The organism is Rubrivivax soli, from assembly GCF_049810355.1.
Classification (GTDB): Bacteria; Pseudomonadota; Gammaproteobacteria; order Burkholderiales; family Burkholderiaceae_C; genus Rubrivivax.
In genome coordinates this window covers 3,448,589-3,463,466 of the sequence record NZ_CP187368.1, presented here as the reverse complement: position 1 = coordinate 3,463,466, position 14,878 = coordinate 3,448,589, and the positions used below count along the sequence as shown (strand labels likewise).

14 protein-coding genes are annotated in these 14,878 nt (G+C 73.1%); 3 read left to right on the top strand and 11 right to left on the bottom strand.

The genetic code is table 11. The features are described from left to right. A complete protein-coding gene (locus ACPOLB_RS15800; RefSeq protein WP_425256965.1) occupies window positions 1–1,968 on the bottom strand; it encodes an extracellular solute-binding protein in 1,968 nt (655 codons plus the stop codon). Then, window positions 1,969–3,528 (bottom strand): thioredoxin family protein, encoded by a 1,560-nt coding sequence (locus ACPOLB_RS15795; protein ID WP_425256964.1) that lies wholly within the window; start codon window positions 3,526–3,528, stop codon window positions 1,969–1,971. It lies immediately after the preceding gene. Between the two features lie 217 nt (window positions 3,529–3,745). Between ACPOLB_RS15795 and prsT the strand changes: the two genes are divergently transcribed. Both prsT and xdp1 read left to right on the top strand, forming a co-directional pair. Further along, complete coding sequence (prsT, locus tag ACPOLB_RS15790) at window positions 3,746–6,571, top strand: XrtA/PEP-CTERM system TPR-repeat protein PrsT (protein WP_425256963.1); 2,826 nt, start codon at window positions 3,746–3,748, stop codon at window positions 6,569–6,571. A gap of 169 nt (window positions 6,572–6,740) precedes the next feature. Then, complete coding sequence (gene xdp1, locus ACPOLB_RS15785) at window positions 6,741–7,574, top strand: exosortase-dependent surface protein XDP1 (protein ID WP_425256962.1); 834 nt, start codon at window positions 6,741–6,743, stop codon at window positions 7,572–7,574. Between the two features lie 54 nt (window positions 7,575–7,628). Here the strand turns inward: xdp1 and ACPOLB_RS15780 are convergent, their stop codons facing one another. From ACPOLB_RS15780 to egtB, 4 genes are read right to left on the bottom strand one after another with little or no spacing between them, the layout of a single operon-like run. Then, window positions 7,629–8,342 carry a hypothetical protein gene (locus tag ACPOLB_RS15780; RefSeq protein ID WP_425256961.1) on the bottom strand — a complete coding sequence of 238 codons (714 nt, stop codon included), beginning with the start codon at window positions 8,340–8,342 and terminating at the stop codon, window positions 7,629–7,631. A 4-nt stretch (window positions 8,343–8,346) separates the two neighbouring features. Further along, a complete protein-coding gene (locus tag ACPOLB_RS15775; protein ID WP_425256960.1) occupies window positions 8,347–8,628 on the bottom strand; it encodes a DUF427 domain-containing protein in 282 nt (93 codons plus the stop codon). Further along, entirely contained in the window at window positions 8,625–9,584 is a 960-nt protein-coding gene (gene egtD, locus ACPOLB_RS15770; RefSeq protein WP_425256959.1) for an L-histidine N(alpha)-methyltransferase, read from the bottom strand. Before egtD ends, ACPOLB_RS15775 begins: the two co-directional genes overlap by 4 nt. Further along, on the bottom strand, window positions 9,584–10,777 hold the full coding sequence (gene egtB / locus ACPOLB_RS15765) for an ergothioneine biosynthesis protein EgtB (RefSeq protein WP_425256958.1): 1,194 nt from the start codon (window positions 10,775–10,777) through the stop codon (window positions 9,584–9,586). The genes egtD and egtB overlap by 1 nt, the downstream gene beginning before the upstream one ends. 90 nt (window positions 10,778–10,867) lie before the next feature. On the opposite strand from egtB, the gene ACPOLB_RS15760 reads away from it, so the two are divergent. Beyond that, the gene (locus ACPOLB_RS15760) at window positions 10,868–11,743 is read left to right on the top strand and encodes a pirin family protein (protein ID WP_425256957.1); all 876 of its coding nucleotides are present in this window, start codon (window positions 10,868–10,870) and stop codon (window positions 11,741–11,743) included. A gap of 17 nt (window positions 11,744–11,760) precedes the next feature. On the opposite strand, the gene ACPOLB_RS15755 is transcribed toward ACPOLB_RS15760, so the two are convergent. From ACPOLB_RS15755 to ACPOLB_RS15735, 5 genes are all read right to left on the bottom strand, one after another. Then, window positions 11,761–12,228 (bottom strand): CreA family protein, encoded by a 468-nt coding sequence (locus ACPOLB_RS15755; RefSeq protein ID WP_425256956.1) that lies wholly within the window; start codon window positions 12,226–12,228, stop codon window positions 11,761–11,763. After that, window positions 12,228–13,526: a DUF4397 domain-containing protein gene (locus tag ACPOLB_RS15750; RefSeq protein ID WP_425256955.1), complete on the bottom strand. Its 1,299-nt coding sequence runs from the start codon at window positions 13,524–13,526 to the stop codon at window positions 12,228–12,230. Before ACPOLB_RS15750 ends, ACPOLB_RS15755 begins: the two co-directional genes overlap by 1 nt. Before the next feature lie 122 nt (window positions 13,527–13,648). Beyond that, on the bottom strand, window positions 13,649–13,795 hold the full coding sequence (locus ACPOLB_RS15745; RefSeq protein WP_425256954.1) for a hypothetical protein: 147 nt from the start codon (window positions 13,793–13,795) through the stop codon (window positions 13,649–13,651). A 127-nt stretch (window positions 13,796–13,922) separates the two neighbouring features. After that, window positions 13,923–14,156 (bottom strand): hypothetical protein, encoded by a 234-nt coding sequence (locus ACPOLB_RS15740; protein ID WP_425256953.1) that lies wholly within the window; start codon window positions 14,154–14,156, stop codon window positions 13,923–13,925. 133 nt (window positions 14,157–14,289) lie between these two features. Continuing rightward, window positions 14,290–14,868: an NnrU family protein gene (locus tag ACPOLB_RS15735; RefSeq protein WP_425256952.1), complete on the bottom strand. Its 579-nt coding sequence runs from the start codon at window positions 14,866–14,868 to the stop codon at window positions 14,290–14,292. Window positions 14,869–14,878 lie beyond the last annotated feature (10 nt).

The following is a 14,878-nucleotide window of genomic DNA, read 5'->3' as shown; positions in this document are numbered from 1 at the left end:
TCAGGTCGTCCTTGCCCACCAGGTGAGCTCGGGCCACGCGAGCTGCGGTTCGATGTCGATCGTGACCCCCACGGTGAAGAAGCGCGGGGCCTGCCGCGGCTTGCCGAACTTGTTCCAGTGCGACATGGTGATGTTGGCTGCGTACAGCTGCGGGACCTGCCAGTGGTTCCACATCACGACGCGGTCGAGCGCGCGGCAGGCGTCGCGCAGCGCCGGCAGGGTCGGCGCCTCGTTCATCGCCTTCAGGATGTGGTCGACTGCGGCGCTCTTCACGCCGCGCAGGTTGTTGCTGCCCTTGGCGTCGGCCGCGGCGCTGCCGTAGTAGGTGATGTAGTCCTGCGCCGAGGGCAGCGTGAAGTGGCCTTCGACGATGGTGGTGGTGTCGAAGTCGAACTCCTCGAGCCGGCGGCTGAACAGCGCGTAGTCCACGGTGCGCAGCCGCATCGTGATGCCCAGCTTGCGCAGCGTGCGTGCCCATTCGATCTCGCGGGCGCTGCCTTCGCCCGGGCCCAGGTACTCGAACTCGAAGGCCCGACCCTGCGCGTTGCGCAGCAGCCCGTCGGGCGCCAGCTTCCAGCCCGCCGCCTCCAGCAGCGCGCGCGCCTTCAGCAGGTTGCGCCGCACCGCGTGCGGGCCGTCGTTGGTGCGCGGCGCGCGGTAGGGCGGGCCGAAGACCTCCTTGGGCAGCTGCGCGCGGAAGGGCTCCAGCAGCGCCAGCTCGCCCGGGCCGGGCAGGCCCTGCGCGGCGAACGGCGAGTTGTTGAACACGCTGTCGGCCTGCTGGAAGGTCTTGTAGCGGTTGCTGAGCTCGAAGTCCCAGGTCAGGCCCAGCGCCTCGCGCACGCGGATGTCCTGGAACACCGGCCGCCGCAGGTTGAGCTGGTAGGACTGCAGGCCTTCCACGGTCTCGGTGGGCAGCACGGCCTTGACGATGCGGCCGTCGGCCCACTTCGGCCCCTGGTGCTGGCGCGCGAAGACCCGCGCGCTGTAGGCGCGCAGGATGTCGAACTCGCCGGCCTTGAAGGCCTCGACCTGCACGTCCTCGTCCTGGTAGAGGCGGTAGACGACGCGGTCGAAGTTGTACATGCCGCGCCGCACCGGGATGTCGCGGCCCCAGTAGTCGGGGTTGCGCTGGAACTCGATGCGGCGGCCGCCCTCGGTGTGCGCGATGGTGTACGGGCCGCTGGTGATGGGGTGCTCGGCGACGATCTCGTCGAAGGGCTTGTGGCGCCCGTCGGGCAGCAGGCCCCACTTGCGCGAGAACACCTGCAGGAAGCTGCAGACCTTGAAGATCGCGTCGTTGCTGCGGTCCTTGAAGTCCAGCCGCACGGTGCGCTCGTCCAGCACCACGGCGGCCGTGGCCGGCGACATGTTGCTCTGCCAGTTGGGGTCGGCCTTGTCGCCGGCCAGGCACTCGAAGCTGTACTTCACGTCGGCGGCCAGCACCGGGTCGCCGTTGCTGAAGCGCGCCTTCGGGTGCAGGCGGAAGGTGACCGACGAGCGGTCGGGCGCGACGAACAGGCTCTCGGCGAGCAGCCCGTACATCGTCATCGGCTCGTCGGCGCCGCGCACCACCAGCGGCTCGTGCATGAAGTGCATCAGCCCGGCAGGCGCGTTGCCCTTCAGCGTGAAGTAGTTGAACTTGTCGAAGCTGCTGCGGCGGTCGGGGTTGCTGAGGTACAGCGTGCCGCCCTTGGGCGCGTCGGGGTTGACGTAGGGGAAGTGCGTGAAGCCTGCCGGGTACAGCGGCCGGCCGAAGGCGGCGTAGGCGTGCACCCACTGGCCGGTGACGGGCTGGGCGTCGTCGCCGGCATCAGGCCGCGCAGCCGATGCTGCGGGCGCCGCGGCTGCGCGGGCTGCCGCCCGGGCCGCGGCCGGCAGCGACCAGCCGGCGGCCAGGCCCGCCAGCAGCACGCTCTGGAAGCGCCGGCGATCCAGCGCCGGCGTGTCGTCTTCGGGGCGGCGCACTCAGGCCGCCTGCCTGGGCTGGAGCAGGGCCTGGCAGGTCGCGCGCTGGCCCTGGGCCACCTCGACCTTGGCGCACACGCCGCCCAGCTGGCGCTGCAGCCGCTGCAGCGCCGCGGCCTGCCGGCCGTCGCCGTTCCAGGCCAGCAGCTTGGTGCCCACGCGCTGCAGCGACCGCGCGCTGCGGCCTTCGAAGGCGCCGCGGTCCTTCGCCGCCTCGGTGAACAGCTGCGCCGCGGTCTGCTCGATCCGCGCGGCGTCCTGCGGTGCCAGGTCCACCAGCGCCGTCAGGTAGCCCGAGCCCCACTGCAGCCGGGTGGCCGGGCCTTCGCTGGTGCGGAAGGCGTCGCCGTACCACTTCAAGGCTTCGTCCTTGCGGCCGAGCTTGCGGGCATTGCTGCCGAGCTGGCTCATCAGGTAGTAGGGCGAATGGCTCTTCGCCAGATTGGACTTCAGCAGCGCCTCGCTCTCGTCCCACAGCCCGGCCAGCCCGAGCGCGTAACCGGCGCCGGTGATGACGGCCTGGCGCTCGTAGCCGTCGGTGATCTCGCGGTCGTCGCGTGCCACGTGGGCGCGCACGTCCTGCAGCAGCGCCGGCGGCAGCTGCACCTGCACGGCCGACTTCTCCAGCCCCAGCCGCGCGAGCTCGATGCGCGAGACCAGCGCCGTCAGGCGGTCGCCACGCGAGAGCGTGGCATCGGCGGCCAGCCGCTGCAGCGCCGCGTCGAACTGCGGCACCAGCGGCGACTTCTCGGGTGCGCCGCCGTCGGCCAGCACGCGCACCAGGTCGGCGGCGCTGGCGCCCACCACGTCCATGTGCAGCCGCGTCTGCGCCGGATCGGCCAGCACGCGCTGCACGCGCTCGCGCAGCGCGGCGTCGGGCCTGACGCCCTGGCCGTCGTCGCTGGCGGCCAGGGCCTTCAGCCACAGCCGCGTCGAGGTCTCGGCGTCGGCCGCCGGGCTGGCCGCCGCCAGCGTGGCCAGCACGGAAGCGGTCTGGCCCTTGGGCACGAGCTGGCCGTCGTCGGTCTCCCAGGAATAGAAGGCCAGCAGCCGCCACTCGGCCGGCTGCAGGGGCTTGCCGGCCTGGGCGTCGGCCAAGACCGCCTTCACCGGGCGGCCGCCCGACAGGCCCAGCCGCATCAGCGACAGCACCTGCTCGGCGTCGGCTTCGCCGGGCAGCCGCGTGATCTCGGCGCCGGCCGGCGTGAACAGCACCAGCGTCGGATAGCCGCTGACGCCGAAGCGGCGGCCGAGCTTCTGCGCGCCGGGGCGGTCGCCGTCGACGTGCACGGCCACGAAGCTGCGCGACAGCGCGCCGAAGTCCTGGCGGTTGAACAGCGTCGCCTTCAGCTGGTTGCAGGGCGGGCACCAGGTGGCGCCCCAGTACAGCAGCACCGGCTTGTTCTGCGCCCGCGCCTGCACGAAGGCACGGTCGACGTCGGCGTCGGCGGCGGCGGGCAGCCAGGCCACGTTCCTCGACGGCAGGCCGGGTGCGGCCGCAGCCAGCATCGGCAACGCCAGCATGGCGGCCAGGCCCAGGGCGACGAGCGTTCTCTTCATGACGGCAGTGTCGTGAACGGAAAGCGGCCATTGTGCGCCGGCCCGCGCCGCCCTGCCCCCCGAACCGAGGGGTCACGCAAGCCGCAGGAGCGTGACGCTTTGGCCGCACGGGCGCACCGGGACCCGGGCCGCGATGCAACAAACGGGCCCGTCGCGCGCATGATGGAAGACTGCGCGACCGCGCGCCCATCCACCGCCCGCCAGCGGCCCTTGCACCGTGAACAAACGCCCTCGCCAACCCGCCCTGACCCGCCGCTGGCGCCAACTGGCCGCCGGCGCCCTGCTGGGCGTCGCCAGTGCCTCGCTGCTGGCCGCCGCCGACCCGCAGGCCTCGCGCTTCTACGAAGACGCGCAGGCCCGCTTCGACAAGCGCGACTACGCCGGCGCCGTGGTGCAGCTGAAGAACGCGCTGCAGATCGACAAGAGCATGCTGCCCGTGCACGTGCTGCTGGGCAAGGCGCTGCTGGCCAAGGGCGACGTCATCGCCGCCGAGGTGGCCTTCGACGAAGCGCTCCGCCTGGGCGTGAACCGCGCCGAGGTGGTGCTGCCGCTGGCCGATGCCGTCGTCGGCCAGGGCAAGCCGCAGCTGCTGCTGCAGGGCACCCGGTTCGCCACCGCCGGCCTGCCCACCGGTGTGCGCGCGCAGCTGCTGGTCAAGCTGGCGGCAGCGGCCAACGACACCGGCGATCCGGCGTCGGCGCTGAAGCTGATCGAGGAAGCGCGCGGCATCGACCCGCAGCGGGCCGACTCCTGGATCGCCGAGGTGCCGGTGCGCCTGCGTGCGCGCCAGGTCCGCGAAGCCACCGCCGCCGCCGACCGCGCCGTGGCGCTGGCGCCCGACTCGGCCCAGGCAGCCTACATGCGTGCCACCGTGGCGCACTCGGTCGGCGACCGCGACGGCGCGCTGGCCGGCTACGGCCGCGCGCTGCAGCTGCGGCCGTCGCACACCGAGTCGCTGGTCTCGCGCGGCGGCCTGCTGCTCGACCTGGGCCGCGGCGACGAGGCCGCGCGCGACATCGCCGAGCTGCGCAAGTCCTCGCCCGACGACCCGCGCGGCGCCTACATGCAGTCGCTGCTGCTCGAGCGCAAGGGCGACAGCGCGGGCTCCAGGCGCGCGCTGGCCGACGTCACCAACCTGCTCGACCCGCTGCCGCCGGAGTTCCTGCGCTTCCGGCCGCAGCTGCTGATCCTGGGCGGGCTGGCGCACTACGGGCTGGGCCAGCGCGAGAAGGCCAAGCCCTACCTCGAGCTGGCGCAACGCGGCCAGCCGGGCAGCGCGGTGTCGAAGGTGCTGGCGCAGATCTACCTCGGCGAGAAGAACTACGACCGCGCGATCGCCGCGCTCGACGCCTACCTCAAGGCCCACCCGAACGACACGCAGGCCATCCACCTGCTGGCCTCGGCGCACATGACGCAGGGCCGCTACGCCCGCGCCACCGCGCTGACGCAGGAGGCGCTGCGCCGGCAGGACGACCCCTCGCTGCGCGGCCTGCTCGGCCTGAGCCTCGTCGGCGCCGGCAAGCTGGGCGACGCGCTCACCGCGCTGGAGGCCGCCTACAAGACCGACCCGAGCCAGGTGCAGGTGGCCTCGGCGCTGGTCTCGCTGTACATGCAGGGCGGCCAGTCGGCCAAGGCCGTGCGCGTGGCCGAGGCACTGGTGAAGGGCAAGCCCGACAACGCCGGCTTGCACAACCTGCTGGGCGCGGCGCGGCTGCGCGCCGCCGACGGCGCCGGCGCCCGTGCCGCGTTCGAGCGCGCCGCCGCGCTGGACGCCGGCTTCGCGGCGCCGCAGGTCAACCTGGCGCGCCTGGACCTGGCAGCCAACCAGCTCGACCAGGCACAGGCCCGGCTGGCGGCCGTGCTGGGCAGGGACGAGAAGTACGTCGAGGCCCTGATCGAGATGGGCCGCGTGCACGAGCGCCGCGGCCAGACCGCGGACGCGCAGCGCTGGTACGAGAAGGCCGACGACCACAGCGGCCCCGACAGCATCGCCGCGGCCCAGACGCTGGTGGACTTCCACCTGCGCTACAAGCAGGTGGCCGCGGCCCGCGACGCCACCAAGCGTCTGACCAGCCGCGCGCCCGAGGCGCTGCCGGTGCTGGTCACGCTGGCGCAGGTGGCGCTGGCCAACGACGACCCGGCCGCGGCGCGCACGAGCCTGACCCGCGCCGCCAGCGTCGCCAACTACGACACCCCGGTGCTGGTGCAGATCGCGATGCTGCAGGTCCGTGCGGGCCACCTGCCGGGCGCGGCCTACACGCTGGACAAGGCCTTGTCCGAGCGGCCCGACGACCTGCCCGCGCTGGCGCTGCTGGTCGACGTGGAAGGCCGCCAGGGCGAGCTCGACAAGGCCGAGGCGCGCGTGCGGCAGATCCTGGCCAGGCATCCGAAGCTGGCCATCGGCCATGCGCTCACCGGCGACCTGGCGATGCTGCGCAACCAGAAGCCCGCGGCGCTGCAGGCCTACCGCCGCGCGCACCAGATGCAGCCCGGCACCGACAGCCTGCTGCGCATGTTCCGCGTGCAGGCCGAGACCGACCCCGACGGCGCCAACCGCGCCGCGCTGCAGTGGCTGGCCAGCCGCCCCGGCGACACCGCGGTGCGCCGCGCGCTGGCCGACAACTACGCCCGCGCGAACAAGCTGCCCGAAGCGCGCAGCGCCTACGAGGCCGTGCTGCGCAGCACGCCCAACGACGGCGAGGTGCTGAACAACCTGGCCCAGGTGATGCTGCTGCAGAAGGACCCGGGCGCGCTGCGCGTGGCCGAAGACGCCATGGCCAAGCGGCCGGGCGTGCCGCACATCATCGGCACCGCCGGCTGGGCGGCCTTCCAGGCCGGCCAGCCCGACCGCGCGCTGCAGCTGCTGCGCGACGCGCGGCTGCGCGACCCCGACAACCCCGAGACCCGCTTCTACCTGGGCACGGTGCTGGCCGACCGCGGGCGCAAGTCCGAAGCCCGCGAGGAACTGGAGATCGCGGTGCGCAGCGGCCGCAGCTTCGCCAGCGCCCGGCAGGCCGAACGGCTGCTCGAAACCCTGAAATGAGGGGTCGGAACGCTGTCGCGATTCCTTACACTCGGTGGGGACAGACCGCTGGAAATCGACGCAACCCGTTGATGCAGAACGATTTTCACACGGTGGCTCGGGGTTTGCTACCTCCCCCGGCAACAACGGTGGCGGCAGCAGCCACCTCGACGGATCGAAAGGGAAACCGATGAAGAACATCGCCAAGAGACTGACGCTGGCCCTGGTGGCCGCGGCCGGCATGGGCCTGACGGGCCTGGCCGCCGCGCAAGGCACCTGGAACCTGTCGACCAGCACGTGCGATCCCTACGGCGCCTCGCCCTACACGGCCGGCTGCACCATCGGCACCGTGACGGCGGGCGTCACCGCCTGGGGCAACACCGGCTCCGGCGGCACGTACGTGCGCGGCGTGCTCAGCGACCAGGGCGCCTCCGGCGTCGGCGCTTCCAGCATCACGGGTGGCACCACGGAGACGACGAGCTACAACCACCACGCCTTCGACAACAGCGGCGGTTCGGCCACCTACGGCGGCACCAACGAAATGGCGCTGCTGCAGTTCTCGTCGGCCGTGAACCTGACGCAGATCGCGCTGGGCTGGTACACGAGCGACGCCGACGTCACGCTGCTGCGCTGGACCGGCGGCGCGGGCCCCGATCTCACCACCACCACCACCACTGGCACGTCGGGCCTGGTGGCCAAGGGCTGGGAACTGGTGAAGAGCTCCGACGTCGATCCCAGCTCGACCATGAACTCGGGTTCGTCGCTGTTCTCCAGCTGGTGGCTGGTCAGCACCTACTTCGGCAGCGACGGCGTGTCCGCGGCCGACGGCTCCGGCACGCTGGAGAAGGGCAACGACTACTTCAAGCTGCTGTCGTTCACGGCGGGCGTCTGCGCCGGCACCGTCGGCAGCGACGGCAAGTGCGGTGGCGGCAGCACGGGCGTGCCCGAGCCGGCATCGCTGGCCCTCGTCGGCATGGCCCTGCTGGGCGTGGTGGCCAGCCGCCGCCGCGCACGCCGCGGCTGACAGCGCGCCCTTCCCGCATCCAGCACAGGCCGGCACCCGCCGGCCTGTTGCATTTCAGGGCCCGCTGGGCGCCAGCGGCGCCTGTTCCGCGTCGTCGGGCCCCGGCTCGGCGTGCGCCCGGGCCAGCGCCATCCACACCGCGAACGGCACACGGGCCGCGCGGCGTGGCGCCGGCCGCAGCACCTCCAGCCCGCCGGCCCGCGCCACCATCACGCCGTAGACCGCCGGCACCTCGTCGGGCTCGGCGATGCCCGCCCGCAGCACGTACCAGCACTGGCTGGACAGGGCCCGGTAGGCCGCGCCCTTGTCGGCATGGCGCAGGTCGCTCAGCAGGTCGGCGCGCCGCACCTTGATCTCGTGCACCGCGGGCTCGGCGTAGTCCTCGACCGTGGTGTGGCGGATCGAGAACACGTCGGGCATGGCCACCGCCCAGACGGTGCTGCCGTCGGGGCCGGGCAAGGGCGCCCGCAGGCTCAGGCCGCGCCAGACCACCCGCCCGGCGCGCTGCATCGCGGTGGCCACCTCGGCGACCAGCGCCTCGTGCGCGCTGCGCGCGGCGCGGTTCTTCGCCAGCGTGGCGGCCAGCACCCGGATGCCGGCATCGGTGACGCGCACGCTCTCGCGGCCATCCCCGTCCCGCACGCGCTCGAGCAGGCCGGCAGCCAGCAGTTCCACTTCCACCATGTCCTGGCACGGCCAGCCGGCCGAGCGCCAGACCTCGCGCAGCCGGCGCCGGTGGGCGGCGCCCAGCGCACCCGCCGCGCTCACGGCATCAGTCCGTGACGCGCACACCCTTCCAGAAGGCGATGCGGCCCTTGATCTGCGCCGCGGCGTCCTTCGGGTCGGGGTAGAACCAGGCGGCATCGGGGTTCGCGTCGCCGTCGACGAACAGCGTGTGGTAGCTCGCCTGCCCCTTCCACGAGCACATGGTCTTGGTGTTGCTGGGCAGCAGGTAGGCCTTGTTGACGGCCTCGGGCGGAAAGTAGTGGTTGCCCTCCACGACCACCGTGTCGTCGCTCTCGGCCACCACGGTGCCGTTCCAGATCGCCTTCATGCCATGTCCTCCTGGGGGGTTGTCGGGGCCGGGCCGCCGGCGGGCTCCAGCCAGTGCAGCGAAAACCGCCGCGCCGCGTCGGTCCAGACGGCGCCCGGCGCGAAGCCGGCCCGGCGCGCCAGCGCCTGGAAACCTTCGACACTGTATTTGTACGAGTGCTCGGTGTGCACGCTGTCGCCTTCGTCGAAGTCGAAGTGCGCGCCGGCCACCTGCACGCGCTGGCGGCGCCGGCTCATCAGGTGCATCTCGATGCGCCGGTGCTGCGGCTGGTAGAAGGCGCTGTGCGCCCACTGCGCCAGGTCGAAGTCGGCGCCAAGCTCGCGGTTGGCGCGCGCCAGGAGGTTCAGGTTGAACGCGGCGGTGACGCCCAGCGCGTCGTTGTAGGCCGCATGCAGCACGTCGGGGTCCTTGATCAGGTCGACGCCGATCAGCAGCGCGCCCCCGGCCAGCCAGCCGCCGAAGCGGCGCAGCAGCGCCTCGGCCGCTGCGGGCTCGAAGTTGCCGATGGAGCTGCCCGGGAAGAAGCCGATGCGGCGGCCCGCCGGCGGCGGCAGCACCAGGTCGGCCGTGAAGTCGGCCGCCAGCGGCAGCACCTCGAGCCCCGGGTGGTCGCGCCGCAGCGCGGCGGCCGCGCGGTGCAGGTGCGCGCCCGAGATGTCCACCGGCACGAAGCGCCGCGGCGTGCGCATCGCCTGCAGCAGCAGCCGCACCTTGACGCTGGCGCCGGCGCCGAATTCGACGATCTCGGCCCCGTCGCCCATGCGCGCGGCCATCTCGGGCGCGTGCTGGTCGAGCAGCGCCAGTTCGGTGCGCGTCGGGTAGTACTCGGGCAGGGTGCAGATGCGGTCGAACAGCTCCGAGCCGGCCTGGTCGTAGAACCACTTGGGTGCGATCGCGCGCGGCCGGGCGTGCAGGCCGGCCAGGAAGGCCTCGGCGAAGCTGTCGGTCGGCGCCATCACAGGTCCCGTGCGAGCCGCAGCCCGCTGTACTGCCAGCGCGCGGCCGGCGGAAAGAAGTTGCGGTAGCTGTGCCGCGCGTGGCCGGCCGGGGTGGCGCTGCTGCTGCCGCGCAGCACCAGCTGCCCGACCATGAACTTGCCGTTGTACTCGCCCACCGCGCCGGCCCAGGGCCGGTAGCGCGGGTAGGGGTCGTACGCCGAGCGGGTCCACTGCCAGACCTGCCCGTGGCACTGCGCCGGCGGGTCCGCTGCGGCGGCAGCGGCCTCCCACTCGAATTCGGTCGGCAGCCGGGCGCCGGCCCATTCGGCGTAGGCGGCGGCCTCGTAGAAGCTGAGGTGGCGCACCGGCGCCTCGGCCTGCCGCGGCTGCAGGCCGTGCAGCGTGAACTCGGCGCCGTCGTCGCGCCAGTGCAGCGGCGCGGTCCAGCCTTGCGCCTGCACGGCGGCCCAGCCGTCCGACAGCCACAGCCCCGCGCGCCGGTAGCCGCCGTCGTCGACGAAAGCCTGGTACTCGGCATTGGTGACCAGTCGGCGGGCGATGGCGTGCGGCTGCAGACGCACCGCGTGCCGCGGCGTCTCGTTGTCGAAGGCGAAGCCCCGGCCGTCGTGGCCCACGGCCGCGTCGCCGCCGGGCCGTTCGAGCCAGCCGCCGGGCGCCGCCGGCACCGGCGCCGGCGTGCCCGGCCAGGCCGCCGGCGCCAGCGGGTTCAGCGACAGCAGGTGCAGCACGTCGGTCTGCAGCAGTTCCTGGTGCTGCTGCTCGTGGTGCAGGCCCAGTTCGAGCAGTGGCGCGGCGGCGGCCCAGGCCTCGACCGGCGCGTCGGCGATGAAGCGCAGCACGGCCGCATCGACCGCTGCCCGGTACGCCAGCACCTCCGGCAGCGACGGGCGCGTGAGCAGCCCGCGCGCCGGCCGCGGGTGGCGCGGGCCCAGCGTCTCGTAGTACGAATTGAAGAGCGCACCGTAACGCGGGTCGTGCGCGCGGTGGCCGGCGGCGTGCGGCTGCAGCACCACGGTCTCGAAGAACCAGCTGGTGTGCGCGAGGTGCCACTTCGTCGGGCTGGCGTCGGGCATCGACTGCGCGCACTGGTCTTCCGCCGACAGCGGTTCGGCCAGCGCCAGCGTGTGAGCACGCACTTGCAGATAGCGGTCTTGCAGTGCAGCGGGCTGCAGGTCGGAAAATCCGGTCATCGAGCTCATCGGGTGGGGTCGCCCCAGTCCGGTCCAAGCTTACAGACGAAGGCGCTGCGCGTCTTGCGCGGGGCCGCTAAGCTGCCGGTCATGGACACCACCACCGCTTCCGCCGCCACCGTGCTGCGGCCCCGCGCCGTCGAGCGCCTGGTGCAGGGGCAGGCCACCAGCGACGGCGCCGGCGTCAAGCTGACGCGGGTGCTGACGCAGAACCTGCAGCGCCGGCTCGACCCCTTCCTGATGCTCGACGCCTTCGGCACCGACAACCCGGGCGACTACATCGGCGGCTTCCCCGACCACCCGCACCGCGGCTTCGAGACCGTCACCTACATGCTGCAGGGGCGCATGCGCCACAAGGACAGCGCCGGCAACGAAGGCCTGCTCAGCCCGGGCAGCGTGCAGTGGATGACCGCCGGCCGCGGCGTCATCCACAGCGAGATGCCCGAGCAGCAGGACGGCGCGATGGAAGGCTTCCAGCTCTGGCTGAACCTGCACTCGCGCGACAAGCTGTGCGCGCCCTGGTACCGCGACATCCGCCCCGAGGAGATCCCGGTGCTGGAGCTGCCCGGCGTCACGGCGCGGCTCATCGCCGGCCGCAGCCACGGCGTGGAAGGCGCCATGTGGCGCGACACGACCGAGCCGCTGTACCTGGACCTGCACCTCGCCCCCGGCGCCCGTTTCGAGCAGCCGCTGCCCGAGACGCACAACGCCTTCGTCTACGTCTACCGCGGCGACTTCCTGCTGGCCGGCGACACCGCCGTGCGCCGGCAGCGCATGGCCATCCTGGCCAACACGCCTGGCAGCGACGGGGTGGTGCTGACCGCCGGGCCGCAAGGCGCGCAGGCCATCCTGATCGCCGGCCGCCCGCTGGGCGAGCCGATCGCGCAGTACGGGCCGTTCGTGATGAACAGCAACGAGGAGATCTTCCAGGCGGTGGAAGACTTCCGCGCCGGCCGCCTCGCCTGAGCCCGGCGCCGCGGCGCTCAGCGCGCCAGCGGGATGGTGGTGGTGCGGTCCACCGGCACCGCGGTGACACTGTTCTGCGGCGAGCCCTCGATCACGCGGTCGGAATAGGTCAGGTAGACCAGCGTGTTGCGCGGCGCATCGACCATGCGCACCACGCGCAGCCGCTTGAAGACGAGCGAGATGCGTTCGCTGAACATCTCGTCCTGCTGCTTCAAGGGCTTCGGAAAGCTGATCGGCCCGGTCTGGCGACAGGCGATCGAGGCCTCGGCCTTGTCCTCGGCCAGGCCCAGGCCGCCCTTGATGCCGCCGGTCTTGGCGCGCGACACGTAGCACGTGACGCCGCGCACGCCCGGGTCGTCGTAGGCGTCGACGACGATCTTGTGGTCGGGTCCGATCCACTTGAAGACGGTGTCGACTTCGCCGATGGGTTCGGCCCCTGCGCTGCCCGCCAGCGCGAGCAGCAGGCACGGCAGGACGGCGCGCATCAGCGGTCCCGCCGCAGGATGCCCACGGGCGGGCCAGCCGTCGCCCCCACCACGAACAGCGTGTAGACCGCATTGGCCACGATGGTCTGGTCGACGGCACTGAACACCGCGACCAGGGCGCCGGGCGTGGTCACCGTCAGCGTGGCCGCCGCGCTGCTGGCCTCGACCGTGCCGTCGTAGGCCGAGCCCGTGCCCGGCGTCACGCTGTCGGCCACGGGCAGGAAATCGACGCTCAGCGACAGCGCGCCTGCCAGGTCGCCCACGCCATGCACGAGGCGCAGCTTGGCCTTGGTGCTGTCGGCGGGCAGCGCGTTGTCGTCGTCCAGCCACACCGCCACCGGTGCCGCGACAGTGCCGTAGACCATCAGCGTGTGGTCGGCGCCCGCGGCCAGCGCCACGGCCGGGGTCGGCACGGCAACACCGTTGACCGTGACGGCCGGAGTCACCGTGCCGGCCGCCACCAGCGCGTACAGGCCCACCGACGGCGCGCCCGCGGCCGTCGCCAGCGTGGTGCCGCCGACGCTGGCGCCCACCGCGCCGCCGGCCGGCAGCGCCGCGGCCAGGCGCACGCGCGCCTGCGTCGTGTCCAGCCGCGTGATGCCGCCGCGGTCGGCCAGCAGCAGCGCGCTCACGAGCACGCCGCCCACCGACGGCGTCAGCACCAGGGTCAGCACACCCCGGCTGGGCAGCACCACGCCCGACACATCGAGCCGCACGTCGGTCTTGCTGCCGGCGGCCGTGACACGCAGGCGGCGCGTGCCGGCGTTCACCGTCAGCGCGCCGTTCACCGTGCCCACCGCGGCGCCCGACTGCACGGGCACGGTGCCGGCCAGCGTGTCGTCGGTGCCGGTGAGGTACACGTCCAGGCTGCCGGCGTCGGGCGCGGCGTTCAGCACGCGCAGCACGGTCTTGCCGCTGTCGGGCTCGCTGGCGTTGTCGTCCAGCAGCAGCGTTCTCAGCGCGCCTTCGCGGCCGTAGGCGAGCACGGTGAAGTAGGCGTCGGTGCGCAGCGACGGCGCGAAGCTGACGAGCGCCGTGTCGGAACCGGTGCGGCGCACCTCGCCGTCGTTGTCTTCGGGGTCGACCTCGACGTACGCCGCACCTTGGCCGTAGGCCGTGGCCCCCGCACGCAGCGCGCCGTCGAACAGCAGATCGAGTGCGTCGTAGGCCAGGCTGGCATTGACGAAGCGCAGTTGCGCCTTCGTGCGGTCGAGCCCGCCGCCACAGGCCGTCAGCAGGCCCGCGGCGGCCATGCCGAGCAGCAGGCCGCGACGGCCGGTCCCCTTGAAATCATCCATCGTCATCGTCTCCCGGGCGCGCCGGTGGCCGGCGGCAACCCCGCGATGATGACGCAGGCGGGTTGCTGCACCTGCGCTGGTGGCGTGTCGGGATGTGAAGCGCAGCCCGCAGGCGGGCAGGCTCAGGCGTGCTGCTGGGCGGCGGCGCGGGCCAGCTGGCCGGCGGGGGCTTCGCTGGTGGCCAGGCCCTGGATGCCGGCCAGCATCAGCAGCGTGAAGAAGGCGGCCGAGGCGACGGCGTAGAGGCGGGGGGCGGTGCGGGTGGTCATGGTGCTGTCCTTGAAAGTGCGGGCCTGTCGATGCCTTGCACTGTAGGCAGCCCACCCCGGCCCCGCGAGCCACTTGCGACGGCCGGCGGGCGGCGCAGGACGAAGCGCAGCCTGCGCCGACGGGCCGTCAGCCCCCCAGCGCGGCGGGCTGGCCACGCCAGCCGTTCAGGTGCAGCGCCAGCCAGTCGGCCAGCGGCAGCGCGTGCACCACGCCGTCGGCGCAGGTGTGTTCGGTGACGAGCAGGCCGCGCTGCAGCTCGTGGCTGGAGTCGAACCAGCCGCAGCCGGGCAGCTGGTCGTCGTCCGCAGGCATGGCGGCGACAGCGGGGGCGCAGTGCGGGCGGCGGAGGTGCGTGGACATGCAGGGCTTTCCAAGGTGGCGATGACGAGCCGCCATGCTCGGCGCCCTGCCCGCCCCGCACCATCGCCCCGACGTCGGACCGCCGGGGGAGTCACCCACCCCCCACCCGCGCGGGGGCCCGCCGCCGGCGTGGTCAGCCGAACGGCCGCACGCCGAACAGCGCGCCGTGCGCCCACATCGCGAACACGCCGTAGGCCACCACGCCGGCGACCACGGTGGTCAGCGTGCCGGCCAGCGTGCCCGGCGCATAGACGGTGCCGGCGGCCCGGTCGCGCCGACGCGCGGCGCGGAAGTCCAGCACGGCCCAGACCAGGAAGCCGCCGAACAGCAGCAGGTCGGCCAGCGTGTGGTTGGCCAGCAGGTGCGCCAGCGCCCAGACCTTCACGCCCAGCACCATCGGGTGGTGCACGCGGGCGCGGATGCCGTTGCGCGGCACGTAGGCTGCAGCCAGCAGCACGAACGACGGCAGCATCAGCAGCGCCGCCAGATGGCGCATGCCGGTGATCGGCGTCCACAGCGCGACCGGCTCCAGCCGCGCCTGCCCGTAGCCCCAGACCAGCAGCACGAAACCCGCCAGCGACAGCAGCGAATACACCCCCTTGTAGGCGTTCTCGCCCAGGCGAGCGCGCACGCCGCTGCGCCAGTCCTCGGCGACGATGCGCACGGAGTGCACGCCCAGGAACACGAGCAGGCCGAGGATCAAGGCAGTCATGGCAACGGGT

Excerpts from the sequence above, each read along its gene's own strand:
- ACPOLB_RS15750 (WP_425256955.1), bottom strand. The coding sequence starts at position 13,526 with ATGGATGATTTCAAGGGGACCGGCCGTCGCGGCCTGCTGCTCGGCATG.
- ACPOLB_RS15735 (WP_425256952.1), bottom strand. The coding sequence starts at position 14,868 with ATGACTGCCTTGATCCTCGGCCTGCTCGTGTTCCTGGGCGTGCACTCC.
- ACPOLB_RS15795 (WP_425256964.1), bottom strand. The coding sequence starts at position 3,528 with ATGAAGAGAACGCTCGTCGCCCTGGGCCTGGCCGCCATGCTGGCGTTG.
- ACPOLB_RS15775 (WP_425256960.1), bottom strand. The coding sequence starts at position 8,628 with ATGAAGGCGATCTGGAACGGCACCGTGGTGGCCGAGAGCGACGACACG.
- egtB (WP_425256958.1), bottom strand. The coding sequence starts at position 10,777 with ATGACCGGATTTTCCGACCTGCAGCCCGCTGCACTGCAAGACCGCTAT.
- ACPOLB_RS15745 (WP_425256954.1), bottom strand. The coding sequence starts at position 13,795 with ATGACCACCCGCACCGCCCCCCGCCTCTACGCCGTCGCCTCGGCCGCC.
- ACPOLB_RS15740 (WP_425256953.1), bottom strand. The coding sequence starts at position 14,156 with ATGTCCACGCACCTCCGCCGCCCGCACTGCGCCCCCGCTGTCGCCGCC.
- egtD (WP_425256959.1), bottom strand. The coding sequence starts at position 9,584 with ATGGCGCCGACCGACAGCTTCGCCGAGGCCTTCCTGGCCGGCCTGCAC.
- ACPOLB_RS15755 (WP_425256956.1), bottom strand. The coding sequence starts at position 12,228 with ATGCGCGCCGTCCTGCCGTGCCTGCTGCTCGCGCTGGCGGGCAGCGCA.
- ACPOLB_RS15760 (WP_425256957.1), top strand. The coding sequence starts at position 10,868 with ATGGACACCACCACCGCTTCCGCCGCCACCGTGCTGCGGCCCCGCGCC.
- xdp1 (WP_425256962.1), top strand. The coding sequence starts at position 6,741 with ATGAAGAACATCGCCAAGAGACTGACGCTGGCCCTGGTGGCCGCGGCC.